Origin of the sequence: Olsenella urininfantis, assembly GCF_900155635.1 — a bacterium.
GTDB lineage: Bacteria > Actinomycetota > Coriobacteriia > Coriobacteriales > Atopobiaceae > Olsenella_G > Olsenella_G urininfantis.
In genome coordinates, this window is sequence record NZ_LT732540.1 from 300,895 (window position 1) to 325,800 (window position 24,906).

Genomic DNA, 24,906 nt, shown 5'->3' on the forward strand with positions numbered 1-24,906 from the left:
CTTACGTTCGTACTCGCCTTGTGTAATACTGCACATACTGAGTAATAAATTAGAGCATACAACTCGGAGCCGGCTTTGTGTCGCCGTCCCAAGAGGGGGAGTCTCGCTTTATGAGCGAATTGCTGCAGATGGAATCGCCCCAACCCGCCCAGCGCAGCCTCGACCGCCGCAGCGTCCGCACGCGGGCCAGCCTCAGGCGCGCCCTGGCCGCAGAGATCGTCGCGGCCGGGGACCTCTCGCAGGTCACCGTGACCGCCGTCACGGACCGTGCCGGCGTGACGCGCCGGACCTTCTATTCGCACTATAGGGACATCCCTGACCTGGTCGATCGGATAGAGCGGGATTGCATCGTGGAGCTGAGCGGCTACGTGGCCGCCATCTCGGCCGTGCACCTGACGGAGCTCGAGTCGGCGATCAGCCGCTTCGACGCCTGCCCCGGCGTGGAGGAGCTCCTGAACTACTTCAAGACACGGGGCAGCCACCTGGGCGCGCTTCTGGGCGAGGGGGGAGACCCTGCCTTCGCCGAGAAGATCATGCGCATGGTGCGCGACGTTGTCACCCCCCGTGCCGCCGAGGGCCTTGACCTGGAGGTGCTGGGCCCCATCTTCGACTACTACCTGACCTACGCCATCAGCGCGGAGACGGGAGTCCTCGTGCGCTGGCTGACCGGCGGAATGAAGGAGCCCGTGGGCACGATGGCCCGCGTCATGACGGCCCTCATGTTCGTGCGCCCAGGAGACCTCTATGGCCGGACCATAGACTTCAAGATCCCCGACGCGGCGCTCGAGCTGATTCGCATCAAGGGAGAGAAGCATGACTAACCCAATCGAGCCGAGCGTTTCGGGCGCCGCAGGCGCCACGACCCCCGCCCCGCGCGTCAGGCTGGTGCAGCGCGGGGCCGAGCTGAGCCCCATCACGCCCCTGAGCCTTGACGGCGCCACGCTGCGCCTGGGCATAGACGTGGGGTCCACGACCGTGAAGCTTGCCGTCATCGATGGGTCCGGCCAGCTGGTCTATGCCAACTACGAGCGTCACCACACCGACGTCCGCGCCACCGCCAAGGCGCTCTTCCTCCGCGCGGCCGCGGTCATCGGCAATCCTGAGATGCGCGTGTCCATCACAGGCTCGGGTGGCATGCTTCTGGCGCGCTGGCTCGACCTCGAGTTCGTGCAGGAGGTCATCGCCTCGAAGCGCGCGGTAGAGACCCTCATCCCCCAGACCGACTGCGCCATAGAGCTGGGCGGCGAGGACGCCAAGATCATCTACTTCGACAACGGCATCGAGCAGCGCATGAACGGCACCTGCGCCGGCGGAACGGGAGCCTTCATAGACCAGATGGCCTCTCTCATGAAGACGGATGCCAGCGGCCTGAACGAGATGGCCAAGGATGCGACCCACATCTACCCCATCGCCAGCCGCTGCGGCGTCTTCGCGAAGTCGGATGTCCAGCCGCTGCTCAATGAGGGCGCCGCCCCCGCGGACGTTGCCGCGTCTATCTTCCAGGCCGTGGCAAACCAGACCATCAGCGGCCTTGCCTGCGGCCACCCCATCCGCGGTTACGTGGCCTTCCTGGGAGGTCCCCTGCAGTACCTCTCGGAGCTGCGCAAGCGCTTCTACGAGGCCCTCAAGCTGGACGAGGGTCACCGCCTGGTCCCCCCGAACGCCCACCTCTTCGTTGCGACGGGAGCTGCGCTTGCCGGCGAGTCCGAGAGGCTCGTCAGCTTCCAGCAGGTGGTCTCGGCGCTGGAGAACCTCAGGGACGTCCAGGGCAGCGAGGTTGCCCGTCTCGACCCGCTCTTTGCCACCCAGGAGGACTACGAGGAGTTCAAGGCCCGCCATGACAGGCAGGTTGTTCCCAAGGGCCAGCTCGCCGACTACCAGGGTCGTGTGTTCATCGGCATAGACGCTGGTTCCACCACCATGAAGGCGGCCGTGGTGGGCGAGGACGGCCAGCTGCTCTACACCTGGTATGACAACAACGACGGCGACGTGCTGGGCTGCGCCCGAAAGATCATGGACGACATCTACGACCACCTGCCTGCCGGCTGCACCATCGGGCATGTGACCACCACGGGCTACGGGGAGGGGATCCTCATCCAGGCCCTGCGTGCGGACTCGGGCGAGATCGAGACCGTGGCGCACCTGCGTGGCGCCAAGGCCTTCGTGCCCAAGGTGGAGTTCATCTTGGACATAGGCGGCCAGGACATGAAGTGCCTCCAGGTCAAGGATGGTGTCATCGAGCACATCATGCTCAACGAGGCCTGCTCTGCGGGCTGTGGCTCCTTCGTCGCCAACTTCGCGGACTCCATGGGTATGAGCGTGCAGGAGTTCGCCCGCGCGGCGGTGGGAGGCCGCCTTCCCATCGACCTTGGCAGCCGCTGCACCGTCTTCATGAACTCCCGCGTCAAGCAGGCCCAGAAGGAGGGTGCCACCATAGGAGACGTCGCCGCGGGCCTCTCGTACTCCGTGATCAAGAATGCTCTGTTCAAGGTCATCAAGCTGCGTGACTACGACGAGATAGGCGAGTACGTGGTGGTGCAGGGCGGCACCTTCATGAGCGACGCCACCCTGCGCGCCTTCGAGCTGCTCACGGGAAGGCAGGTGATTCGCCCTGACATCGCTGGCGTCATGGGTGCCTATGGCGCGGCCCTTCTCGCGCGCGACCGTGCGGGCGCAGAGGGCGTCTCCGGCGTCCTGGACCGCATCTCGATCGATACCCTGCAGGTGAGGCACACCAACGCGCATTGCGGGCGCTGCTCCAACAACTGCCTGCTCACCATCAACGACTTCGGCGAGGGCCGCCGCTTCGTCACGGGCAACCGCTGCGAAAGGGGAGCGGGCAAGTCCAAGAAGGAGCGCAGCCAGGCCCCCAACCTCTTCGAGCTCAAGAACCGCCTGCTCTTCGAGCGCGAGGGCCTTGCTCCCGAGGAGGCTCCCCGCGGCACGGTGGGCATCCCGCGCGCGCTCAACATGTACGAGAACTACCCCTTCTGGCATGCCTTCTTCACCAGGCTGGGCTTCTCGGTCGTCCTCAGCGACCAGACCACCAAGAGGACCTACGAGGCGGGCATCGAGTCCATGCCGTCCGAGTCCGTGTGCTATCCAGCCAAGCTCAGTCACGGCCACGTCATGAACCTGCTGGCCAAGGACCCCGACTTCATCTGGATGCCCTGCATCCGCTGGGAGCGCGCGGAGGACAGCTCGGCCACCAACCACTACAACTGCCCCATTGTGATGAGCTATCCGCAGGCCCTTGAGCTCAACGTGGACGAGCTTGCGGCAGATCGTGTCGAGTACCTCGCTCCGTTCATCCCGTACGACAACAAGAGGGAGCTCAAGCGGCGCCTGTACGAACTTGTGGCCGTGCGGCGCGCAGAGGACGCAGAGCAGGGGCACGGCCGGGTCAGGGGTGAGGCCATCACGCGCCAGGAGATCGACGAGGCCGTGAACGCCGCCTGGGAGGAGGACCTCGCCTTCAAGCGGGAGATGCAGCGAGCCGGGGACGAGGCGCTCCGGTGGATCGAGGAGCACGATGCTCACGGTATCGTGCTGGCCGGCCGTCCCTACCACAACGACCCCGAGATAAACCACGCCATCCCCGAGCTTCTCCACTCCTTTGGCCTTGCCGTGCTCACCGAGGACTCCGTCGCGCACAAGATGCTGCCCGAGAGGCCCATCCGCGTGGTTGACCAGTGGATGTACCACAGCCGCCTCTACCGCGCCGCGCGCTTCGTGGCCAGCCGAAACGACCTCGACCTCATCCAGCTGAACAGCTTCGGCTGCGGACTCGACGCGCTCACCACGGACCAGGTGCAGGAGATCCTGGAGGCCTCGGGAAAGATCTACACCGTTCTCAAGATCGACGAGGTCTCCAACCTGGGCGCCGCACGCATCCGCGTGCGCTCCCTCATGGCGGCCCTTGCGGAGCAGAGGGCGGAGCTGGAGCGAGGCACCGCCCCAGGCGAGAGGCCCGCCGTCTGGCGCGAGGCGGCGAGTGCCGCCTTCGAGAAGCACAACTACAGCAAGCAGATGCAGGAGGAGGGTTACACCATCCTGATCCCGCAGATGGCCCCCATCCACTTCGAGCTGGCGGAGGAGCTGCTCAAGTCTGCCGGATACAACGTGGTGCTGCTGCCCTCCGTGGACCACGGCGCCGTGGACATGGGCCTCAAGTACGTTAACAACGACATCTGCTATCCCTCCATCCTGGTGACGGGCCAGATCATGGAGGCGGTCCTCTCCGGAAAGTACGACCTCTCGCGCACCGCCGTGCTCATCACGCAGACGGGAGGGGGCTGCCGCGCCACGAACTACATCGCCCTCATCCGCAAGGCTCTCAAGGACTCCGGTCACGAGGAGGTGCCCGTCATCTCGCTCACGGCCGCCAGCGGGCTGGGGGAGTCCTCCCCCGGCTTCAACATCTTCAGGCCCGCGCTCCTCGTGCGCGCGGTCTACGTGCTGGTGTACGGTGACCTTCTTATGCAGCTGCTCTACCGCGTGCGCCCCTACGAGGCCGAGAGGGGCTCGGCCAACCGCCTCTTCGACGCCTTTATGAGCCGCGCCAAGACCCTGCTGCCGCGCACGGACCGCAGGAGCTTCTATCGCCTCTGCCAGGACACCATCGACCGCTTTGACGCCCTGCCCCTGGTGGGCGACCGCTCCAGGCCGCGCGTGGGCGTGGTGGGAGAGATTCTGGTCAAGTTCCATCCCACGGCCAACAACCAGGTGGTGGACGTGATCGAGGGCGAGGGCTGCGAGGCCGACGTCCCGGGGCTCGTGGACTTCTTCCTCTTTGGCATGTCCAACGCCATCAACACCCACGACGAGCTGGGCACCAAGGCAACCAGCCGCCTCACGCACAACGCGGGCATCAAACTGGTGGACGGCATCCGCAAGCCGCTCAACAAGATGCTGGCCAGGTCTGAGCGCTTCCAGCCCTACGAGGACATCTTCGAGCTCGCCGGCAAGGCCAAGCAGATCCTCTCGCTCTGCAACACCATGGGCGAGGGCTGGCTGCTCACCGCAGAGATGGTGGACCTCATCGAGCACGGCACGCCCAACATCGTGTGCGCCTCGCCCTTTGCCTGCCTTCCCAACCACGTGGTGGGCAAGTCGGTCATCAAGAGGCTGCGCCAGATGCATCCCCAGAGCAACATCGTGGCCGTGGACTACGACCCCGGCGCCTCCGAGGTCAACCAGCTCAACCGCATCAAGCTCATGATCTCCGTGGCCAAGGAGAATTTCCGGGAGGCTGGGGCTGTGCGTCCCTCTTAGCCCGCGGATTCCGTCACTCGGTGGCGGTCTAACGAGACGCCGAGAGTCCCGTCCCGCCTCGGGCCACGGACCCTGTCACCAGCTGACACGGTCCGTGGCCAAATCCGGCCCATGGTCTTGAAGGTCGGAGGGGTCAACCTCACCGTCATGGGCATGCTGGACGAGGCGAACACCACCGCCTACGGAGACCCCGAGCCCACCGAGGTGAGCCTTACCGTGGAGAAGGGCCCCTTCATCGTGGTCACCGGCCACGACCTGCGCGATCTTGAGCAGCTCCTGGAGCAGACCAAGGGCACGGGCGTGAGCGTCTACACCCACGGAGAGATGCTTCCCGCCCACGCGTACCCTCAGCTCAAGAAGTACCCGCAGCTCAAGGGCAACTTTGGCACCGCCTGGCAGAACCAGCGCAGGGAGTTCGACGGCCTGCCCGCCCCCGTGCTCTTCACCACCAACTGCCTGATGCCTCCCAAGCCCAGCTATGCCGACCGAATCTTCACCACGGAGCTCGTCTCCTTTCCCGAGATGATCCATGTGGACGCCGGCGCCCAGGGGGAGAAGGACTTCTCGGCAGTCATCGCAAAGGCCCTCGAGCTGGGAGGCTACGATGAGGACCAGCACCTCACCGGCATCAACGGTGGCACCAGCGTGACCTGCGGCTTTGCCCGCGCGAGCGTGCTCGCCCGCGCCGGGGCCGTGGTGGACGCGGTGAAGGCCGGCAAGATCAGCCACTTCTTCCTGGTGGGCGGCTGCGACGGCGCACGCCCTGGTCGCAACTACTACACCGATTTCGTGAGGCAGACGCCCGCGGACTCCGTTGTCCTCACCCTGGCCTGCGGCAAGTATCGCTTCAACGACCTTGACCTGGGCACTGTGGCAGGGCTCCCTCGAATCATGGACGTGGGCCAGTGCAACGACGCCTACAGCGCCATCCAGATCGCCCTTGCCCTGGCGGACGCCTTTGGCTGCGGTGTGAACGAGCTTCCTCTCTCCTTTGTTCTCTCCTGGTACGAGCAGAAGGCCGTCTGCGTTCTGCTCACCCTGCTCCATCTGGGCATCAAGAACATCAAGCTGGGCCCCACGCTGCCTGCGTTCATCAGCTCCAACGTCCTTAAGGTCCTGGTGGACAACTATGGCCTGGCGCCCATCACCACGCCGGAGGCAGACCTGGCGGAGCTGCTGGCCTAGGCCGCCGCAAGACCGTCACCTGGTGGCGGCCGGACGTCCCAAATTTGCCCGCTTGGTTGGAAAACCCTTGTAAGACCGTCACCTGGTGGCGGTCTTACCGTCATGCGACGGGGGTGACACCAGTAGAATGGCTACATATTCCATCACGCCCCAGCCCCCAAGAGAAACCAGGAGACCTTATGCCCCAGCCTGACGAGAGCTACATCCCCCAGGACACCAGCGCCATCACCGCCCCTGCCGGCCTCCCCGACGTGGCGGAGCGCTTCTTCCGCTTCGTGCAGGTGGACTCGCAGTCGTGTGCCGCCAACGAAGGGCAGACGCCCTCCACGCCCGGGCAGCACGTCATGGCGCGCTACCTGGGAGAGGAGCTGACCGCCCTGGGCCTCCAGGACGTCCGCGTGGACGAGCACGCCTACGTCACGGCCACGCTGCCCGCCTCCGCAGGCGCCGAGGACCTGCCCGCCCTGGGCCTCTGCGCCCACATCGACACGGCCATGGACTCCCCGGCCTCGGGCATCCGCCCGCACGTCGTGCACTACGAGGGCGGCGACCTCGTTGCCGGCGAGGTGGACGGACAGCTGGTCTCCACCTCGCCCGAGCAGGTTCCGGACCTCGAGAGGTTCGTGGGCCAGGACATCATCTGCAGTGACGGCCGCACGCTCCTCTCGGCGGACGACAAGGCCGGCGTGGCAGAGATCTGCTCCCTGCTCGCGCGCCTTCAGGCAGACCCCCTGCTCGCGCACCCCACCCTCAAGATCGCCTTCGTGCCCGACGAGGAGATCGGACATGGGGCGGAGCTGCTGGACCTCGAGGAGTTCGGCGCGGCGTGGTGCTACACCGTGGACGGCGAGGCCCTCGGCGAGTTCAACTACGAGACCTTCTCGGCCTCCCACGCAGACGTCACGGTGCGTGGCGTCATGGTCCATCCCGGCAGCGCCAAGAACGTCATGGTCAACGCCATCACGGTTGCCTCCGAGCTCCAGCAGATGCTGCCTGCCGCCGAGAGGCCAGAGCACACCGAGGGGAGGGAGGGCTTCTACCATCCCATCAGCATCGAGGGCACGGCGCTCGAGCTGCGCATGAGCTACATCCTGCGCGACTTCGACTCCCAGGTCCTGGACGGGCGAGAAAGGACCCTGCGCGCGGCTGCCGCGTACCTCAACGGGCGCTACGGCGAGGGCACCGTGACCGTTGACGTCCACAGCGAGTACCGCAACATGGCCGAGCACTTCGCGGGCCTGGACTTCCTCATCGACAACGCCCTCGAGGCCAATCGTGAGGTGGGCATCGACGCCTCCTGCGTGGCCGTGCGCGGCGGCACCGACGGCAGCCAGCTGACCTTCCGCGGCCTGCCCTGCCCCAACATCGCCACGGGTGGCTACTATGCCCACTCCGTGCGCGAGTTCATCCCCATCCCCTCCATGGAGATCACCGTTGACCTGCTGGAGCGCCTTGTTGCCAAGTTTGCCGCAAGGCAGGATGCCTAGCGTCCAAGCTGCCTGTCGCCAACCCTGACGCCATGCCCCTGGAGCCCGCACGCGCCGCGGGCTCCAGCCGTTCGCGGTTGAAAATGGGCCCCTCGTGGGGAGGCTCTGCCGCGCGCGGGGGAACTGCGCCCGCGCACCCATGGCAGGCTTTGCGAGACCGGCTCTCTTGATAAGCTGTTATCCAAGGTAAAAGATTCTGGGCTTTGTGGAAGGTGTTCGTGGGTGGCGTTGAAACGGTCCTCTCGTCCACGTGCGAAGGGGCGGATGCCCTGTGAGCACTGAGATCCTCGTATGCGTTACGGCTGGCGTCCCCCTGCTTGCGGTGGTGCTCGAGTGGATCGCCAACAGCGATCTATCGGAGCGTCATCATAGAAACCACGACACCTACGTGGTCTCGGGCATCCTGCTGCGCACCTTGGTCATGACGATGGCGTTCATGGGCATCCTGGGCCTGGTCCTGGCGTGGCTCTGCGACGTGGGCGTATTCGAGGCAAGCCCTCCGGTGCTCCTCTCGTTCTTTGCCGCATTCCTGGGCGTGAGCCTTGTCATACTGTTGGCCCTGCGCCACTACCAGGTGGTCACCTTCGGCGACCGCATGCATGTGACGCCCTTTCTGGGCAGGAGGCGCGAGGTCCTCTACAAGGACATCGAGCGCATGGAGTGGAGCCGTCCCAACTCGCTGGTGGGCTACCAGAGCGTGCGCGTCTGGCGCCATGGCGACGACAGGCCCATCACCCTCTGGGGAACCTTGGACGTGGAGCAGATCCTCATGCGCGTCAATCGCTTCGACGTGCTGGAGAACCCAGACCTATACTGAATGAGCCCGTCAACCGCCGACCACAAAGGGATGGCGCATGATCAAGCTCGTCCTTTCTGACCTCGATGACACGCTTATGGCCTACGGCCGCCCCAACGTGAGCGACCGCGCCCTTCGGGCGATACGCTCCTGCCAGGAGGCGGGGGTGCACTTTGCCCCGGCAACGGGGCGCAGGCCCGAGGACCTGGCCTGGATCTTTCCAGGTTCCGAGTGGGCCTGCTCCACGAGCGTCTGCAACAACGGTCAGGTGGTGACCCTGGACGGAAGGCGCGTGCGCGCGGTGGAGCTTGACCGGGCGAGCCTGGCCCGTGCGGTGGGGGTGGCGGCAAGCTTTCCGGGCACCTGCGTCATTGTCACCCACGGGGGGTCCTCCTGGGGCGTTGGCGTGGGCGAGGGGTTCGTGCGGGAGGGCCGCCTGCAGTCCATCACGGAGGTCGTCTCCGAGCTTCCCCAGGTTCCACTGCTCAAGGCAAACGTCCGCTGCGGGGGAGACAGGGCCTTCTGCGAGAGGGTCAAGGCGGCGCTCGAGGAGGCCTGCCCCGAGCTTGACTTCGTCTATCCCAGCCAGAGGGTTCCCCTCATAGACGTGCTGCCCCTGGGCTGGGGCAAGCAGAGCGGTGCCGAGGTGCTTCGCCAGGAGCTGGGCGTATCCCCGGAGGAGGTCGCCGTCTTCGGCGATTCCGAGAACGACCTCAGCCTGGTGGGTGCCTACCCCAACTCGGTTGCCGTTGCCAACGCCATACCTGCGTTGGCCGAGGCCGCCCGTTGGCACATCGGCCCTTCCGGCGAGGACAGCGTGGCGGACGCCCTCCTCGACATCGCCCAGGCCGCACGATGTGGCTCCATGCCCCGCTTCATGGGAGGTTCGCTTTGATTCGCCTTGCGCTTTCGGACATTGACAACACGCTGGTGCCTTTCGGGCAGCCATATGCGTCAGACAGGGTCTTCGAGGCCATGCGCAACGCCCGTGCCGCTGGGGTGCAGTTTGGGCCTGCCACGGGCAGAGACGAGCAGGAGCTCATGCGCTTCTTCAAGGGAGACCGCAGCTGCTTTGCCACGGGCATCCTCTCCAATGGCAAGAAGGTGCTGGTGGATGGCGAGCTGGTGTGGGTCAGATACGTGGAGAACCTCGCGCTGCAGCGCCTTGCCGAGGCCTTCCGCCCGCTGCCGGGCTGCTTCGTGATTGCGTATCCCGCAAAGACCTCGCTGGACAACCCCGCGTACGTCATCGGGGCCAACACCAACGAGATGGCCGTGTTCGAGCAGCGCTTCAAGTTCAACGGCATCATCGTGAACGAGGTCCCGGACATGGACCTGATCGCGGCGACCATCGCCTGCACCGAGTCTGCCTTCACCCTGGATGACGTGCGTCGCATCTCTCGCAGCGTGTCTCCCGAGTTTGACGTGGTCTCGCCGGTGCCCAACTGGTTCGACGTCATCCCTGCCGGCGTGAGCAAGGCAAGCGCCTTCGACATCCTCCTGGGGAAGCTGGGCCTGACGCCCGAGGAGGCGGTGTTCTTCGGAGACGCCGAGAATGACCTGCAGATCATGGCGCGCACGCCCAACTCCGTGGCGGTGGCCAACGCGACGCCGGCCGCGGCCGAGGCCGCGCGCTTCCACATTGGTCCCGTGACGGCCGACGGCGTGGCAGATGCGCTGGACGAGCTTGCGGCCGCCGCGCGCGAGGGCCGAACGGCGGCGTTCCTGCAGGGGTAGGCGCGCGCCTGGTTGCTTAGTGGCGGTTCCGGTCCGTGGGCAGCGGCAGGCCAAGGCGCTTGCGAACCTTGAGCGCCAGCGTGGCGTATCGCTGCGTTCCCGCCCGTGCGGCCTGGATGGATGACCAGTGCGCGCGCACCATGAGCAGGGCGAACGCCAGAGCCACCAGGGACTCCGCCGAGAAGACGCTGCGAGCAAAGGCGATGAGCGCCCAGTAGGCGAAGGCGGCAACCACGGCACCGTAGCAGAGGTAGTTGGTGGCAACCGTTCCCACGATGCCCGCCAGTGCGGCAGCCGCAGCTGCCAGAGGAGCTGTCAGGGACACTGCGGCGGCACTGGTTGCCACGCCCTTCCCACCCTTGAAGTGGTGCCAGAAGGGATGGTTGTGGCCAAGAGTCGCTCCCAGCCCGGCACAAAGTCCCACCAGCTCGGCGTGCCCAGGAAAGAGCATGCGTGCGAGGAGCCAGGCCAGGACGGTCTTGAGGATGTCGCCGGCAAGCACGACGAGCGCGGCCTTGTGTCCCAGCTCGTGGCCTACGTTTGCCATGCCGGGATTGCCCACGCCCAGATCGAAGACGGTCTTGCCCGTGATGGCGCGGGACACAATGTCTGCGGTGAGGAAGTTGCCGCAGGCATAGCCAAGCATCAGCGATACGATCATGGCGAGGAGCTGGTTGGGCATGCGTTTCTCCTAGTTATGGGGTGGGCGCAAGGTCCCAAGAGGATATACCACCGCGTGTGCCGCGTGCATCTCGTTGCGGATGAGCAGCTCGTCCTCGGCAGGGAACCAAAGCGTGGAGAGGGCCAGCTCGTCGTCGTTCGCGTGGAGCTCCACCGCGGAGCCGTCCACGATGAGGCGGAGGTTGCGCAGCTGGGCTATGCGCAGGTGTCGGCTGGTTCTGCCCTGGGCGCAGTTCTTGCCGCGGTTGGTCTGGGCGAAGCGGAGCCCAAAAAGGCCATGGTCAACGAAAACGTCCAGCACGTTGTTGAGCCAGAGGTGAGCGTCTACGTCCTCTATGCGCTCGAGGACGATCTCGGCAAGAAGGCCGTCTACGTGGACGGACGAGCTCAGGGGGAGAGGCAGCGCCTTCTGGCGAAGAGGCTCCACGGACTGCGGCGGGTGGCGGAGAGAGGGCATGTCCTCCCTCCAGTTGGGGTCAAGCTGTGGTGGCTGGAACGGGGCCATGGTGCTCCTCTCTTGCCGGTTGCTGGCTTGCTCTTACAGCATAGACAGCATAGACAGCATAGTTCTGTCGGGGCTCGTTGGGTCGAGATGTGGAGAAGCGTTCACAGCATTTGACTTGTGGGGGAGAAGTTCGTATAGTTCCTTATTGCGCATTGGATGCGCCCAGACATTGCGGGGTGGAGCAGTCTGGTAGCTCGCCGGGCTCATAACCCGGAGGTCGTAGGTTCAAATCCTGCCCCCGCGACCAAGACTTTTAGCAGCTCAGAGGCATTGTTTCTCTGGGCTGTTTTCTTTTGGCTAAATAGTGCGGCGAAGAAATAGCGAAGAAAATAAGACGGAATCACGCACAAAGAAGCCTACTGGAGTGCAATAAAGCCAAACGCTGGTTAAAAAGACCGAACTAGCACGTAGAATCTTTCTCAGTGGAAAAGGCTATCAAGTGAGGGTCCGTATGCCGGGAAAGAAAGCCGATGCAGAAGCTTTTGCAAGCAGGTGGGCGAACAAGGGAAATGAGAACCAGGACACGCAGCGGTTCTGGATCGATTTCTACCAAAGTGTTCTCGGCGTCGAGGATGCCGTGTCGCGGCTTGAGTTTGAGAAACCCGTCTCGACGGATGCGAGCGCGCACGAGGGCTACATTGATGTCTTCATACCGTCGGCTAAAACCCTTGTCGAACAGAAGTCGCTTGGAATCGATCTCGCCAAGGAGGAGACGCGCCAGGGCCGTAAAGTGACGCCCGCGAAGCAGGGCAGCGCCTACGCCCAGGGCATGCCCCTCTCCCAACAGCCGCGCTACATCATCGCTTGCAATTTTGCCGAGTTTTGGGTCTTCGACCGCGAGCGGGACTCGCTATGTCGTGAGCCGCTTTTCAAGTTGCCGCTCGCGGAGCTCCCCAAGAACCTCGCAGCCATTCAGTTCCTCAAGGGCGGGGCCGAGGCCCCGGCCACGATCTCCCGTGCCGTCTCCGTAGAGGCCGGCAAGATCATGTCGAAACTGCATGACCTGGTCGCCGAGGCGTTCGATGACCCCGACACGCCCGAGAATCACCACGCGCTCTCCGCGCTCATGACGCGTCTCATGTTCCTCATGTTCTGCGAGGACTCGGGACTCGTTGCCCCCAACGCCTTCCGCGACTACGTCTCGCACTTCCAGGCGGGTGATCTCAGGCGAGGCCTCAAGGACCTGTTCGTCTGGCTCGACACCAAAGATGAGGACCGCGACAAGTATGCCGAGCCCTGGCTGAAGAAGCTGCCCTACATGAACGGCGGTCTCTTCCGCGAGAAGACTGAGATTCCGCCCCTGTCCGAGAACTTCCGCCATACGCTCATCGTCGAGGGGTGCCAGGAGTTTGATTGGTCGGGCGTGAGTCCCACGGTCTTCGGCTCGATTTTCGAGGGGGCACTGTCGCACGATCACCGCCGCGCAAACGGTCAGCACTTTACGAGCCCCGAGAACATCCACAAGGTCATAGACCCGCTCTTCCTCGACGCCCTCAAGGCTGAGTTCGACGAGGCCTGCGCCAAGCCCGTCGCGGGTGGCGCGAGGACCCGTGCTCTCAAAGAATTGCACGAGAAGATCGGCGGCATTTCCATCCTTGATCCCGCCGCCGGATCGGGCAACTTCCTCACGGAAAGCTATCTGTGCCTGAGGCAGCTGGAAAACCGCATCCTCTTCGAGCTCCAGGGTGAGCAGGCGTGGTTCAGCTTTGAGGATTCCGGCGATCGCGACGTGCTGGTAAGCCTGAAGAACTTCCATGGTATTGAGCTGGAGGACTTCGCCTGCTGTGTCGCCCGAACAGCGCTCTGGATCGCCGAGAAACAAGCGGACACTGACACCGCAAAGGTGACGCAGCGTGTCTATCAGGAACTTCCGCTCACGGACTACGAGGGCATCGTTAACGCGAATGCCCTTCGTATCGACTGGAATGACGTCGTATCAGCGGATGAGGTTGATTATGTGCTCGGAAATCCTCCTTTTATAGGCAGTTCGCGCCTTGAAGATGCTCAAAAGGAAGATAGGACGGCGATTTTTGGCAAATCTGCTGGTTTGCTCGACTATGTTGCATGCTGGCATAAGAAAGCGGCTGAATATATGGATGGGCATCGTGTTCGATGTGCATTCGTTTCAACTAACTCTATCTGTCAGGGACAGCAGGTTGAGCCCCTGTGGAAGCCCCTGTTCGACAATGGCGTTCATATCGATTTCGCCTATAAAACGTTCGTTTGGGATTCCCAAGCATCTGATAAAGCGAATGTCCATGTTGTCATTGTCGGCTTTTCTAAAAGTCCCGATATGCAACCTCTACTGTTTAGCTCAACGGGTGCAACAAAAGCGGACAACATCAACGGCTACCTCTCGAATGCTCCGGACGTCTTTGTCGAAAAGCGAAGGCAGCCCCTCTGCTCTGTTCCAAAGATGTCGCGAGGTGGCGGCGCTGGTGATTGGGGATTTTTAACCCTCGATGAGGCTGAGGCACATCGTTTACTGACTTCATATCCTGCTCTCGAACAGTACATTAGGCCATTTTCAATGGGATCTGAGTTTATCAAGGGCATTAACAGGTATTGCTTGTGGTTTGCTGGACTATCGGGAGCCGAGCTATCCAAACTTCCCAAAGAAATAAGGGATCGGTTCGATGAAATCCGCAAGCTAAGGTTAGCTTCTCCGCGTTCTGGCACGCAAAAGAGAGCCTGCGCCCCGTGGGAGTTTGATGAGGTTAAAGCGCCTGCCGATGGCGCATTCCTGGCCGTTCCACAGGTGTCTTCCGGACGAAGGAAATACATTCCGGTCGGATTCATAACCAACGGCACTATTCCTGGAAACAAGCTCTTTTTTGTCGAAGAGGCGGATTTATATGATTTTGGAATCATCTCAAGTCAGTTTCACAACGCATGGATGAGGCAGGTTGCTGGACGCTTAAAGAGCGATTATCAATACTCGAACACTATCGTCTATAACAATTTTGTCTGGCCTTCTCCATCTGCGAGTCAGAAGGATGAGATACGCCAGTGTGCTAGGGATGTGCTTGAGGCGAGAAACGCTCAACGCGGGGCAACTCTTGCCGACATGTATAGCCCCGATAAAGCCCTCTTCTTCTCCGATCTCATGAAGGCTCATGCACGGCTCGATGCTGCTGTCGAATCTGCCTATGGCGTTGATTTTGGCGGAGATGAAGAGAGGGTTGTTTCGCATCTATTCAAGCTTTATGCCGAGAAGGTCGGTGAGTAGCGTGAAAGGGAACGTCATAAAGCCGAAGGGGGAGACGATACCATCCGAACCCGATTCCGTGAAGGAGAGCATTGGAGATCTAAGGGCCGAGGCCGATCGACAGGAGGAGGAAGCCCAAAGATATGCCATCGCCTTCCTCAAGAAGGTTATGAGGCTGAAAGGCGTGGCAATTGAGCGCGACCATTTCCTCCGCTCAGAGTTTCGTAAGCGGGGCGTTGCGGACGAGCTGGTAGAGCTCGCGATTTCAACGAGCCCGGCTGCCGCCGGGGTGGATTCCGGTCTTGTCGACTCCATCGCCATGGACGTTATTGATTTCGAGACGAAGAAATCGACCGTCCTTTCGTTTGCCGCGGGATTGCCAGGAGGGCTCGCGATGCTCGGAACGATCCCGGCGGACGTGACGCAGTACTATGTCCACGCCTTTCGAATCATGCAGAAACTGGCGTATCTCTACGGCTGGCAGTCCTTCATCGACGATTGCGACGAGATGGACGATGAGACCTTGGCGGCTTTTGCCCTTCTCCTGGCTGTGATGGTTGGAGTGAGCGGGGCCAACTCCGCGTTGACGGCGTTTTCCAAAACGGTTCAGTCGAATATCGCCAAGAAGGTCGCCAGCAAGGCGCTTACGCAGACGAGCTACTACCCAATCATCAAAAAGGTTCTTGCCGGAATCGGCGTCAAGATCACCAAAAGCAGTTTCGGCGACGCGGTGAGCAAGGTCGTTCCGGTCGTCGGCGGTTTCGTCTCGGGCGGTCTCACGTTCGTCAGCCTCAAGGGCGGATCGAGGAGGCTTGCAAGAGAACTCAGGTCGTTGCCACAGGCGACAGGCCCCTTGACCGCAGCGGCGGTTGAGCCTTTTACTGATTTTGCTGAAATGAAGGGGATGATGAGCGATGACGATGCCCAAATGGCATGAGACCATGCGGCCCGTCCTTGAGGCGCTGGCGAAAAGCGATGGGTGCCTGACCGGCTCCGATCTTCAAGAAGCGGTGGCGACCACATTCGACATGACAGGCGATGAGCGTGCCGAGCGCCTCAAGAGCGGACAGCTGAGGTTCTACAACCGCGTGTACTGGGGAATCACCGACCTGGAGAAGGCCAAACTCCTCGAATACGGGGAGAAGAAGGGGACCTATCGAATCACCGGCGCTGGCAGGTCGTACCTCGCCGATTGCCCCGGCCCCATCACGGCAAAGGCGCTCTACGACCGGTGCCCAGCTTTCAAGGCCTGGAAGGACGGCTACCGTGCCGCCAGCAAGGCCAAGGCATCGGCTGAGACGCCCGTGACACCCGCCGAGGAGGACCAGGAGTCGCCTCAAGAGATCATGGAGTCCGCCTACGGCGAGATTCGAAGTGCGCTCGCCGACGACCTCATCTCCGCCATCATGGCTAAGGACCCGTACTTCTTCGAGCACCTGGTGGGCAAGCTGCTGGTGGCGATGGGATACGGCGAGAGCCTGGAATCCCATGCGGACGTCACCAAAAAGAGCGCCGACGAGGGAATTGACGGCGTGGTGCGCGAAGACCGCCTCGGGTTCGGCACCATCTGCTACCAGGCCAAGCGCTGGGATCCCTCTAGGACGGTCGGCCGCCCCGAGGTGCAGGCGTTCGCCGTGAGCACGCCCCACTCGGCCATGTAGCCGTCGGAGCGCGGGTCCGTGGCGTCGAGGAGCAGGACGGCCAGGCCGCCGCCCGCGTACTCCCCGGCCACGAGGGCGAGGCGGACCGCCTCGCCCATGGAGTCGAACTCGACCGTGACCATGCGCCTACCTCCTCCTGATGGCGCTGAGCGGCTTCGGGGAGAAGTGCTCGTCGCGCTCGACGGCGGCGAACCCCATCTGGCGGTTCAGCTCCTCCATCTCCTTGATGCTGAAGTAGCCGAGCTCGTCGTCGTAACCCTCGACGAGACCGAATGCCTCGTCCGTGCCGTCGAACTCGAGCAGCCACCAGTCCCATCCGTTCACGCATGAGAAGTAGTGGGCGTAGACCGTGGGGTCCTTCGCCCCGTCCTGCCCATAGAGCCCCGGTGCCGTCTTGGCGATTTCCTCGGTCATCAGCTGCTGCATGTCTTCCTCCGTTCCGGGCGCGTGGCCCCTAGACTCTCGCCCCTGCGCGCAGAAGCCGCACCGGAGCGGAGCGGGGTCAAGGGAGGTCCACGGCAATCCCCGCCATTCGTATCGAAGAGGAGAATTGTGGGCGATTCCGTGGGCCCCCTTGAGGCCGCGCAGCGGAGGTGCAACCCGGCCGCGGAGCCGTGGCCGCTTCCCGGCGGATGCCGAGGGAGTGATTTGCAAAAATGCCTAATCTTACTGGAGGCCCGGGTTGATATTTCGATTGGATTATGAGGCGTTCCATTGCGTTTCCGCTGTGCGCATTGAGCGAAGATTCGAAGAAGAAAAGCGTTTGACGAAGAAATAGAGTAGAAAAATACGAGCAATGGCGCCAAACATTTACAAATAAAACCGCAGGTAAACACCCATGTATATTATAAGCGCCAGCCTCCAACGGGCTCATAACCCGGAGGTCGTTGGTTCAAATCCAGCCCCCGCGACCAAAATTGCAGCCCTGGCCTGTGAAAGCGGGTCAGGGTTTTTCTTTGTGGGGGAATTTTTCGACCGAAAAAGTTTACCCCGCGGTCTGTTTTTCGACTCTTGCAAAGGGGTCTGGGAGTCGCTGAAATCATGGCTTTCAGGTCCCTTTTATCTGTTCAGGAGATAATATCGCGGGGGAATTCGGGGGGAATTTTCTCGGGATTATGCGCGATTTTCGGTTTTTCGCGGCACCAGCGGGGGGGAACCGGAAACCCAACCCGCGTCGCTGCAGCCGGGCGCTGCGCGTCCGAAAAACCAATCCATTCCCCCCGCGATTTAAGATAGAGGGCTATCCCAAGGCGCGATCAGGATGAGCTATTCGCTCAGCTCCTACACGGCGACAACCCTGGGCCTCCGTGATTTCGAACCTCTCACGCTCGCGGACCCGTTCAGCTGCCTCTCGGGGCACTTGCTGCTCGCAACGATTTTTGCGGACCCGACCTAGGCTTTGCCTCCGAGTGGCCCTCTCGCGCTTTTTGCTTATGCGGGTATTCATTCGCTATTCAAAAAGTTATAATTAGCTAACTTTATCGATTGCAGGCGAACGGAATGCAACCATGGACATACGACGCTCGCCATCCGCGCGAGCGAAACCGCACGGCCCAACCCGCGCATCCGTGACGAGAAGGTCAAGGAGATCATCGACACGCTCGGCGTGGATGTGAGCAAGTACGATCCCTTCCTCTCCCAAGAGGGCGTGGTGGCGCGGACCATCATGTTTGCCGACGCGCTCGACGGCGCGTGGACGGCAGCGCTTCTGCGTGACCGTTCAGCCAGCATTGTTGTGATGGAGGGCGTGCTCGAGTACTTCACCAAGGACCAGACCGCCGCCTGCCTGCACATGCTGTGCGACAGCTTCGAGCATGGCTACCTTGTGGCCGAGATGAACTCCATGTTCATAGTCAAGCACTCCAAGCAGCACGACGCCATCAAGAACACCAACGCCACCTTCAAGTGGGGAACGGAAAGCGGCGCAGAGTTCGTCGAGCTCGAGCCGCGCATGGAGCTGCTCTCCGAGCGCAGCTACAACGAGGAGATGCGCAAGCACACGCTTCGCGGCAGGCTCTTCGCCACGACCGTCGGCAAGAATGTCAACAACCGCATCGCGGTGTTCCGCTGGTAGGGGGTGGACATGGGAAAGTACGAGCCCAGGACAATGGTGGCGAAAAGCCGCTACCAGAGATGGTTCCCGACGCTTCCCGCAGAGGTGCGGGCGGATGTCTACGCCCGCATGGAGGAGCTGCGGCAGGAGGAGGCGGAGTACTGCGACAAGGGCAACTACGACCACATGGCGCAGATCCTCATGTCAATCGCTGTTTACGAAGTGCTGCAGGCGCACGGCGCGAGCGAGGAGGAAGCCTTCGCAGCGGTCTCCGAGAACATGTGGGCCTTCCTCGACCCGTCCGACGAGTTCCACTTCGAGTGCAACGAGTGCATCTACGCCAAGATCCTCGGGCGGCGCGGCCTGCTCAAGCTGGGGGGCCATGTGCTGCCACGCCGACGTCATCAACTACGGCGAGCTACCCTACACCGACTTCATCCGCACGCAGACGCTCTGCCAGGGCGGTGAGGTGTGCGACTTCCGCTTCGTGCGGCACGCGACCGACGCAGGCGAGGGCTGGGAGCGGACCGAGAGCATCTAGGAGATGACGACATGACGGGTGGCACTCATGAGCTGGGCGTGGTGGAGGACACCCTGTACGTCCCCATGCTGGGCAGGATCTACGCCAGCGAGCACTGCAGAAGCATCCTGTTCGACGAGAAGGCGCTGGAGCTGAAGGATCGGCTACCGGCCGGCGTTGTCGAGAACAGCACGCAGACGCAGTACACCTACCTGGCCTCCGCATCCCGGTCCGCCAACATGGACCGCTACATTGCGGACTTTCTCGGCCGCAAGCCTGACGGCGTCATCGCGCAGCTCGGCGTGGGGCTCGAGACCACCTTCCACCGCAACGACGACGGACGCACCCAGTGGTACGGCGTCGACCTGCCGCACGTGATCGGCTACCGGTGCGCGCTGCTTCCCGAACAGGAGCGCGAGACCTGTATCGCCGGAGACGCCTTCGAGCCCGCATGGATCGAGCGCGTCCGTGAGGAGCGCCCGGAAGCCCCGATCCTGGTGACCGCAAGCGGCCTGTTCTACTACTTCGAGGAGGAAAGTGTGCTTGGTCTGATGCGCATGCCCCAGGGATTCGGCGACGTCGAGCTCATCTTCGATGCCGTCAACAAGAGCGGCATGGCGATGATGCGCAAGAAGCACATGAGGACCGTGGGGCAGGCCGACGCGCAGATGTTCTTCTACGTGGATTCGGCCAGCGAGCTCGCAGCCAAGATAGGCGGAAACGCGCAGGTGCTTGCCGAGGAGAGGTTCTACACCTACATCGACAAGTCGGGCCTGCAGTTTTCGACGAAGGCGAGTATGGCGGCATCCGACCTGCTCGGCATGGTGAAGATGGTCCATCTCAAGCTCTAAGTGAATAAGGTGAAATGCAGCAACATCAAGGCTCGTCCAAACGTCCCCATCTCAACCCGTCTCAAAGCCAGGTGCAAATAATTGGTGGACATGTAAGTCAAATATGGCTAACTTATGGTAATGACGCTGTTATTATCCTTGAACCAAGCGTATAGGAGCGAAATGGCGGCCTTCGACGAGGCGATAGACCCGATGATTCGGGAATGCGCGATGGAAGAATTCCTCGAAAAGGGATTCACCAATGCCTCCCTGCGCAACATTTGCGCACAGGCCGGCGTCACCACAGGGGCACTGTACAATCGCTACGGCAGCAAAGAAGAGCTCTTCCAGGCCTTGGTGCAGGCCACAATAGACGATATCGACGAGGTCATCGCGTCCAAGAGCGTCGACTACTCCCTCATGACCGATGGGCAGCTCTACGACATGTGGACGCTGACCGAAAAATACATGGACTGGTGGTTCGGGTTCATGATCGACCACAGGGGCGGCTTCACGCTGCTCGTCAAATGCTCGGGGGGATCGCGGTATCAAGACTTCCAGCACGAGCTGGTGGAGAAGGTCTGCCAGGAAACCTACAAGTGCTACCGCGCCGCAGCCGATCGAGGTCTGGCCAGGGGCGACATCACCCCGAGGGAGCTGCACGTGCTCACGACGGCGTTCTGGAGCACGATGTTCGAGCCTTTCGTCCACGGTTTTACCGACGAGGAGATACGGCTGCATTGCCAGCTGACCATACAGTTCATCGACTGGCACCGCGCACTGGGCTTTCGGGAACGAAATGCCTGACGGCAAGTCCTTTATTTTTTGCTAGCGAGTTAGAGAAAGCTAACTATAGAGGAGGTTGAATGTTCGACAAGGTCCGACCGTATATGGAAGGATACATGGGCTATACGTACAAGGCTGTAGCGTGCGTCTGCATCGCCATCGTCCTGAGCGTCATCCCGTACTTCTTCCTGTACCAAATCCTGGTGCCGCTGATTGAGGGCCAGACGCTGGAGACTGGCCATGTACTGCTGTTGGTGGCGTGCACGGCACTGTGCTTGTCGGGCAATGCGCTGCTGTACGTAAAGGGGCTCGAATACTCCCATGTTTGCGCCTATAACACGCTGAAGAACATTCGCACCGCCCTGCAGCGGAAGCTGGAAGTGCAGCCACTCGGCACCATCCGCGAGCTGGGCAACGGGCGCATCAAAAAAATGTTCACCGACGACATCGAGACCATCGAGATACTGCTCGCACATGCCATCCCCGAAGGAATCGGAAACCTGTTGGTCCCGATTGTCGTGGTCATCGCCATGTTCTTCGTGGACTGGAAGCTGGCCCTCTTGTGCGTCGCCTCCCTGCCGTTGGGCTTGCTGGCCATGGGCGTGATGTACAAGGCAGGCGCGAGCCGCATGGGGGCCTACTACGGTGCCGCCGCCAAGATGAACAATACCGTCATCGAGTACGTCAACGGCATGGAGGTCGTGAAGGTGTTTAACCGCGATGGCGAAAGCTACCGACGCTTCGAAGACGACATCACGAGTTACCGCGATTTCACCCTGGCATGGTATAAGGTCTGCTGGCCGTGGATGGCATTGTATTCAAGCATCATGCCCTGCGTGGCGCTGTTCACCATCCCTTTCGGCGCCTGGTTCGTTCTGCAGGGCTGGAGCAGCTTGGCCGATTTCATCCTGGTCATCTGCATGTCGCTTGCCGTCGGCCAGCCTCTTCTGAAAGCCATGAGCTTTGGCGGCAAGTTCCCACAGCTCAATTATAAGATCGATGAGCTGGAGAGGCTCATCGAGCACCCGGCGTTAAAACAATCGGAGCGCGATTTCGAGGGCAGCGGCCACGACATCCGCTTCGAGGACGTGCGCTTCACCTACAAGGACGCCGAGGTCATACACGGCATCGACCTGGAGCTTGAGGAAGGCACCATGACCGCGCTCGTCGGCGAATCCGGCAGCGGCAAGTCCACCCTGGCCAAGCTGCTGGTGCACTTCTACGACTTGGATAGCGGGCGCATCACGCTGGGCGGGCAGGACCTGACCGACATGCGGTTAGAGGCGCTCAACGATCAAATCTCATACGTATCGCAGGAACAGTTCCTATTCAACACCAGCTTGTACGAGAACATCCTCATCGGGCGCCCCGACGCTAGCCGCGAGGAGGCCATCGAAGCCGCCCGCCGCGCGCAGTGCGACGAGTTCCTCGCCCGTTTCCCGCAGGGAATCGACACGTCTGCGGGCGATGGCGGCAAGATGCTATCCGGCGGCGAGCGACAGCGCATATCCCTTGCGCGCGCCCTGTTGAAGGATGCTTCGATCATCGTGCTCGACGAGGCGACAGCTTTCATCGACCCCGAGAACGAGGAGAAGATGAACGCCGCAATCTCAGAAGTCATAGAGGGCAAGACGGTGCTGGTTATCGCCCACCGCCTGCATACCGTCGTCGGGGCGGACAAGATCGTCGTGCTGAAAGACGGCGTCGTCGACTCGCAAGGCACTCACGAGGAGCTGCTCGAAAACTCCAATGAATACCGGCGCCTGTGGGCGGCGGCGCAGGAGAGTGCTGCCTGGGAGGTGAGGGCATGATTGCATTCATCGGCAGAATCCTGAGGGTTGCGCACAACTACCGTGGGAGAATCTACGTTGCGGCGGTGTGCTCGTTCCTGAAGACGTTCCTGAGCAAAGCGCCCATCGTGGTGACGTTTTTCTTAGCTGTGGGCTTCCTTGACGGCACCGTCACGGAGACAAGCTGCCTCTGGGCGGGGGTGGCACTTGTGCTCTGCATAGCGCTGCAATGCGTGTTCCAGAACATTGCTGACCGGCTCCAGTCTGCAGCTGGCTTCGAAATCTTCGCCGACATGCGTCTTGATCTGGGTGAACGGCTGCGCAAGATGCCGATGGGCTTCTTCACGGAAGGCAACATCGGCCGCATCAGCTCGGTTCTCTCGACGGATATGAACTTCATCGAGGAGAACCTCATGATGGTTCTCGCCGACTTGATGAGCTACGTGTTCTCGGCCGTGGTGTTCATCCTGTTCATGCTGGCATTCGATTGGAGGCTGGGCCTTCTATGCCTGCTCGTTACCGGCATCGTGTTCGGCATTGGCGAGGCCATGAAGAAGAACACGCTCATGCATTCCAACGAGCGCCAGGAGGCGAGCCAGCAGCTCACCGAGGCTGTCATCGACTTCACCGAGGGCATGGGCATCATCAAGACCTACAACATGCTGGGAGAGAAGTCCGAGGAGCTCACGGGCGCATTTCAAGTATCTTGCGATAAGAATCTCAGCTTCGAGTTCGATTTCGCGCCCTGGTCGAAGGCGCTCAACCTTGCATGCGGGCTCGGCAGCGCTGTGGTGCTCGGCTCCATGTGGCTGCTGTACCAAAGCGGGTCGTTGTCGCTCGCTTTCTTCATCGGCATGCTGTTGTTCGTGTTCGAGCTGTTCGGTCCGCTCAAGGCGTTCTACGGGCAGGTCGCTCGACTCACTGTGATGGATGCCTGCCTTGATCGTATTGAGGCAATCTTCGCCGAACCTGAGCTTCCGGACGACGGTGCCGAGGCGATTCCCTCGAATGGCGAACCGGAGATCGAGCTCGATGGCGTCAGCTTCGCCTACGGCGCCGAAGACGTTCTGCACGATGTCAGCTTCGCGGTGCGGCGGAACACCATGACGGCGCTCGTCGGCCCTTCGGGCGGAGGGAAATCCACGATTGCGAGCCTTCTCGCACGTTTCTGGGACGTGCGGGAAGGCAGCGTGCGATTGCGGGGCAAGGATGTGCGCGAAGTGCCGCTTGCCCAGGTCATGGAGAACATCAGCATGGTATTCCAGCGTGTCTACCTGTTCCAGGATACGGTGTACAACAACATCGCCATGGGCCGCATGGACGCTTCGGTGGAAGACGTGTACGAAGCTGCGCGGAAGGCACGCTGCTATGACTTCATCATGGAGCTTCCGCAGGGCTTCGATACGGTGATCGGAGAAGGCGGCGCGTCGCTTTCCGGCGGCGAACAGCAACGCATCTCCATCGCGCGCTGCATCCTCAAGGACGCTCCGATCGTCATCCTGGACGAGGCTACTGCCAGCGTGGATGCGGACAACGAAAGCCACATCCAAGCTGCAATCTCCGAACTCGTGAAGGACAAGACCGTGTTGGTCATCGCTCATAGGCTGCACACGATTGCCGGAGCCGACCAGATCCTCGTGGTAGACGGCGGGCGAATCGTCGAACGAGGCAACCACGAATCGCTGATGGCACAAGGCGGCCTCTACGCGGACATGGTTAGGAAAAAAGCTTCCATGCGAAGCTTCATGGATAAGTAAATGAAAGGAAAACCATGGAAGAAAGTAAGAAGCTCTCCGTAAAGGACCTGATAAATATCGGGGTATTCACCGCGCTCTACTTCGTGGTGTTCTTCGTCGTCAGCTTCGTGGGCTACGTTCCAATCCTGTTGATCCTCCTGCCCGCCATCTGCCCTATTGTTGCAGGGATTCCGTACATGCTCTTCCTCACAAGGGTGAAGAAATTTGGCATGGTGACCATCATGGCGCTCATCCTGGGCCTATTGGAGCTGGTGATGGGCCGTCCCTGGCCAGTGGTGCTCATCGCAATCGCCGCCGGGTTATGCGCTGACCTGATTCTGAAGACAGGCCAGTACAAGAGCGTGAAGTTCTGCGTCCTGTCTTCCGGTGTCTTCAGCCTGTGGATGGTCGGCATGGCGCTGCCTCTGTTCTTCGGCTATCGCGATAACTACCTTGCAGGCCTCGTCAGCGGGTACGGTCAGGCCTATGTGGATACCTTGGCGAGCCTTACGCCGGATTGGGCGTTCTTCGCCTTGATCGCACTCTGCTTCATCGGCGGCTTCATCGGCGGCTTCCTAGGTTCTGCGGTGCTGAAAAAGCATTTCAAGAGGGCGGGCATGGCCTGATATGCGGGCTGAGGTAAGCACATTCCGAATC

At 61.7% G+C, this 24,906-nt stretch carries 21 protein-coding genes and 1 tRNA gene; 18 read left to right on the top strand and 4 right to left on the bottom strand.

Annotation, left to right across the window (positions count from 1 at the left end; translation table 11 throughout):
- Window positions 1–110 precede the first annotated feature (110 nt).
- The 7 genes from CZ375_RS01365 (at window position 111) to CZ375_RS01395 (ending at window position 10,479) form a co-directional block, all read left to right on the top strand.
- Window positions 111–821: a TetR/AcrR family transcriptional regulator gene (locus CZ375_RS01365; RefSeq protein ID WP_077597536.1), complete on the top strand. Its 711-nt coding sequence runs from the start codon at window positions 111–113 to the stop codon at window positions 819–821.
- The gene (locus CZ375_RS01370; protein ID WP_077597537.1) at window positions 814–5,274 is read left to right on the top strand and encodes a 2-hydroxyacyl-CoA dehydratase; all 4,461 of its coding nucleotides are present in this window, start codon (window positions 814–816) and stop codon (window positions 5,272–5,274) included. Before CZ375_RS01365 ends, CZ375_RS01370 begins: the two co-directional genes overlap by 8 nt.
- Window positions 5,275–5,385: 111 nt before the next feature.
- Window positions 5,386–6,459, top strand: a complete 1,074-nt coding sequence (gene hcp / locus CZ375_RS01375; RefSeq protein WP_077597538.1) for a hydroxylamine reductase — start codon at window positions 5,386–5,388, stop codon at window positions 6,457–6,459.
- 179 nt (window positions 6,460–6,638) lie between these two features.
- Entirely contained in the window at window positions 6,639–7,946 is a 1,308-nt protein-coding gene (gene pepT, locus CZ375_RS01380) for a peptidase T (RefSeq protein ID WP_077597539.1), read from the top strand.
- Between the two features lie 271 nt (window positions 7,947–8,217).
- Complete coding sequence (locus tag CZ375_RS01385; protein WP_077597540.1) at window positions 8,218–8,763, top strand: hypothetical protein; 546 nt, start codon at window positions 8,218–8,220, stop codon at window positions 8,761–8,763.
- A gap of 37 nt (window positions 8,764–8,800) precedes the next feature.
- A complete protein-coding gene (locus CZ375_RS01390) occupies window positions 8,801–9,637 on the top strand; it encodes an HAD family hydrolase (protein WP_077597541.1) in 837 nt (278 codons plus the stop codon).
- Window positions 9,634–10,479 carry an HAD hydrolase family protein gene (locus CZ375_RS01395; RefSeq protein WP_159438330.1) on the top strand — a complete coding sequence of 282 codons (846 nt, stop codon included), beginning with the start codon at window positions 9,634–9,636 and terminating at the stop codon, window positions 10,477–10,479. The genes CZ375_RS01390 and CZ375_RS01395 overlap by 4 nt, the downstream gene beginning before the upstream one ends.
- 16 nt (window positions 10,480–10,495) lie before the next feature.
- Here the strand turns inward: CZ375_RS01395 and CZ375_RS01400 are convergent, their stop codons facing one another.
- Both CZ375_RS01400 and CZ375_RS01405 read right to left on the bottom strand, forming a co-directional pair.
- On the bottom strand, window positions 10,496–11,161 hold the full coding sequence (locus CZ375_RS01400) for a glycerol-3-phosphate acyltransferase (RefSeq protein ID WP_077597543.1): 666 nt from the start codon (window positions 11,159–11,161) through the stop codon (window positions 10,496–10,498).
- A gap of 9 nt (window positions 11,162–11,170) precedes the next feature.
- A complete protein-coding gene (locus tag CZ375_RS01405) occupies window positions 11,171–11,665 on the bottom strand; it encodes a GH32 C-terminal domain-containing protein (RefSeq protein ID WP_077597544.1) in 495 nt (164 codons plus the stop codon).
- A 170-nt stretch (window positions 11,666–11,835) separates the two neighbouring features.
- Between CZ375_RS01405 and CZ375_RS01410 the strand changes: the two genes are divergently transcribed.
- The 4 genes from CZ375_RS01410 to CZ375_RS01425 all read left to right on the top strand — a co-directional run bounded on the left by CZ375_RS01410 (window position 11,836) and on the right by CZ375_RS01425 (window position 16,534).
- A tRNA-Met gene (locus CZ375_RS01410) sits at window positions 11,836–11,912 on the top strand.
- 204 nt (window positions 11,913–12,116) lie between these two features.
- Window positions 12,117–14,894: a class I SAM-dependent DNA methyltransferase gene (locus CZ375_RS08375; protein ID WP_077597545.1), complete on the top strand. Its 2,778-nt coding sequence runs from the start codon at window positions 12,117–12,119 to the stop codon at window positions 14,892–14,894.
- A complete protein-coding gene (locus CZ375_RS01420) occupies window positions 14,887–15,810 on the top strand; it encodes a hypothetical protein (RefSeq protein WP_234966790.1) in 924 nt (307 codons plus the stop codon). Before CZ375_RS08375 ends, CZ375_RS01420 begins: the two co-directional genes overlap by 8 nt.
- Before the next feature lie 4 nt (window positions 15,811–15,814).
- The gene (locus tag CZ375_RS01425; protein ID WP_234966929.1) at window positions 15,815–16,534 is read left to right on the top strand and encodes a restriction endonuclease; all 720 of its coding nucleotides are present in this window, start codon (window positions 15,815–15,817) and stop codon (window positions 16,532–16,534) included.
- Here CZ375_RS01425 and CZ375_RS08100 read toward each other — a convergent pair.
- Together CZ375_RS08100 and CZ375_RS01430 are read right to left on the bottom strand one after the other, a co-directional pair.
- Complete coding sequence (locus tag CZ375_RS08100; protein ID WP_143803047.1) at window positions 16,444–16,656, bottom strand: hypothetical protein; 213 nt, start codon at window positions 16,654–16,656, stop codon at window positions 16,444–16,446. The genes CZ375_RS01425 and CZ375_RS08100 overlap by 91 nt on opposite strands.
- Window positions 16,657–16,660: 4 nt before the next feature.
- Complete coding sequence (locus CZ375_RS01430; RefSeq protein ID WP_077597548.1) at window positions 16,661–16,960, bottom strand: DUF2958 domain-containing protein; 300 nt, start codon at window positions 16,958–16,960, stop codon at window positions 16,661–16,663.
- 1,186 nt (window positions 16,961–18,146) lie between these two features.
- On the opposite strand from CZ375_RS01430, the gene CZ375_RS01435 reads away from it, so the two are divergent.
- The 7 genes from CZ375_RS01435 (at window position 18,147) to CZ375_RS01465 (ending at window position 24,875) form a co-directional block, all read left to right on the top strand.
- Complete coding sequence (locus CZ375_RS01435) at window positions 18,147–18,608, top strand: hypothetical protein (protein WP_234966791.1); 462 nt, start codon at window positions 18,147–18,149, stop codon at window positions 18,606–18,608.
- Window positions 18,609–18,617: 9 nt separating this feature from the next.
- Window positions 18,618–19,055 (top strand): hypothetical protein, encoded by a 438-nt coding sequence (locus tag CZ375_RS01440; protein ID WP_077597550.1) that lies wholly within the window; start codon window positions 18,618–18,620, stop codon window positions 19,053–19,055.
- Window positions 19,056–19,139: 84 nt separating this feature from the next.
- A complete protein-coding gene (locus CZ375_RS01445) occupies window positions 19,140–19,958 on the top strand; it encodes a class I SAM-dependent methyltransferase (RefSeq protein WP_077597551.1) in 819 nt (272 codons plus the stop codon).
- A 162-nt stretch (window positions 19,959–20,120) separates the two neighbouring features.
- The gene (locus CZ375_RS01450; protein WP_159438332.1) at window positions 20,121–20,744 is read left to right on the top strand and encodes a TetR/AcrR family transcriptional regulator; all 624 of its coding nucleotides are present in this window, start codon (window positions 20,121–20,123) and stop codon (window positions 20,742–20,744) included.
- Window positions 20,745–20,803: 59 nt separating this feature from the next.
- A complete protein-coding gene (locus tag CZ375_RS01455) occupies window positions 20,804–22,534 on the top strand; it encodes an ABC transporter ATP-binding protein (RefSeq protein ID WP_077597553.1) in 1,731 nt (576 codons plus the stop codon).
- Complete coding sequence (locus tag CZ375_RS01460) at window positions 22,531–24,270, top strand: ABC transporter ATP-binding protein (protein WP_077598712.1); 1,740 nt, start codon at window positions 22,531–22,533, stop codon at window positions 24,268–24,270. The genes CZ375_RS01455 and CZ375_RS01460 overlap by 4 nt, the downstream gene beginning before the upstream one ends.
- Window positions 24,271–24,284: 14 nt before the next feature.
- A complete protein-coding gene (locus CZ375_RS01465; protein WP_077597554.1) occupies window positions 24,285–24,875 on the top strand; it encodes an MptD family putative ECF transporter S component in 591 nt (196 codons plus the stop codon).
- Window positions 24,876–24,906 lie beyond the last annotated feature (31 nt).

What these genes read in the sequence shown, in the direction of transcription:
- CZ375_RS01365 (WP_077597536.1), top strand. Translation starts at nt 111, where the DNA reads ATGAGCGAATTGCTGCAGATGGAATCGCCCCAACCCGCCCAGCGCAGC.
- CZ375_RS01370 (WP_077597537.1), top strand. Translation starts at nt 814, where the DNA reads ATGACTAACCCAATCGAGCCGAGCGTTTCGGGCGCCGCAGGCGCCACG.
- hcp (WP_077597538.1), top strand. Translation starts at nt 5,386, where the DNA reads ATGGTCTTGAAGGTCGGAGGGGTCAACCTCACCGTCATGGGCATGCTG.
- pepT (WP_077597539.1), top strand. Translation starts at nt 6,639, where the DNA reads ATGCCCCAGCCTGACGAGAGCTACATCCCCCAGGACACCAGCGCCATC.
- CZ375_RS01390 (WP_077597541.1), top strand. Translation starts at nt 8,801, where the DNA reads ATGATCAAGCTCGTCCTTTCTGACCTCGATGACACGCTTATGGCCTAC.
- CZ375_RS01400 (WP_077597543.1), bottom strand. Translation starts at nt 11,161, where the DNA reads ATGCCCAACCAGCTCCTCGCCATGATCGTATCGCTGATGCTTGGCTAT.
- CZ375_RS01405 (WP_077597544.1), bottom strand. Translation starts at nt 11,665, where the DNA reads ATGGCCCCGTTCCAGCCACCACAGCTTGACCCCAACTGGAGGGAGGAC.
- CZ375_RS08375 (WP_077597545.1), top strand. Translation starts at nt 12,117, where the DNA reads ATGCCGGGAAAGAAAGCCGATGCAGAAGCTTTTGCAAGCAGGTGGGCG.
- CZ375_RS01425 (WP_234966929.1), top strand. Translation starts at nt 15,815, where the DNA reads ATGCGGCCCGTCCTTGAGGCGCTGGCGAAAAGCGATGGGTGCCTGACC.
- CZ375_RS08100 (WP_143803047.1), bottom strand. Translation starts at nt 16,656, where the DNA reads ATGGTCACGGTCGAGTTCGACTCCATGGGCGAGGCGGTCCGCCTCGCC.
- CZ375_RS01430 (WP_077597548.1), bottom strand. Translation starts at nt 16,960, where the DNA reads ATGCAGCAGCTGATGACCGAGGAAATCGCCAAGACGGCACCGGGGCTC.
- CZ375_RS01440 (WP_077597550.1), top strand. Translation starts at nt 18,618, where the DNA reads ATGGGAAAGTACGAGCCCAGGACAATGGTGGCGAAAAGCCGCTACCAG.
- CZ375_RS01445 (WP_077597551.1), top strand. Translation starts at nt 19,140, where the DNA reads ATGACGGGTGGCACTCATGAGCTGGGCGTGGTGGAGGACACCCTGTAC.
- CZ375_RS01450 (WP_159438332.1), top strand. Translation starts at nt 20,121, where the DNA reads ATGGCGGCCTTCGACGAGGCGATAGACCCGATGATTCGGGAATGCGCG.
- CZ375_RS01455 (WP_077597553.1), top strand. Translation starts at nt 20,804, where the DNA reads ATGTTCGACAAGGTCCGACCGTATATGGAAGGATACATGGGCTATACG.
- CZ375_RS01460 (WP_077598712.1), top strand. Translation starts at nt 22,531, where the DNA reads ATGATTGCATTCATCGGCAGAATCCTGAGGGTTGCGCACAACTACCGT.
- CZ375_RS01465 (WP_077597554.1), top strand. Translation starts at nt 24,285, where the DNA reads ATGGAAGAAAGTAAGAAGCTCTCCGTAAAGGACCTGATAAATATCGGG.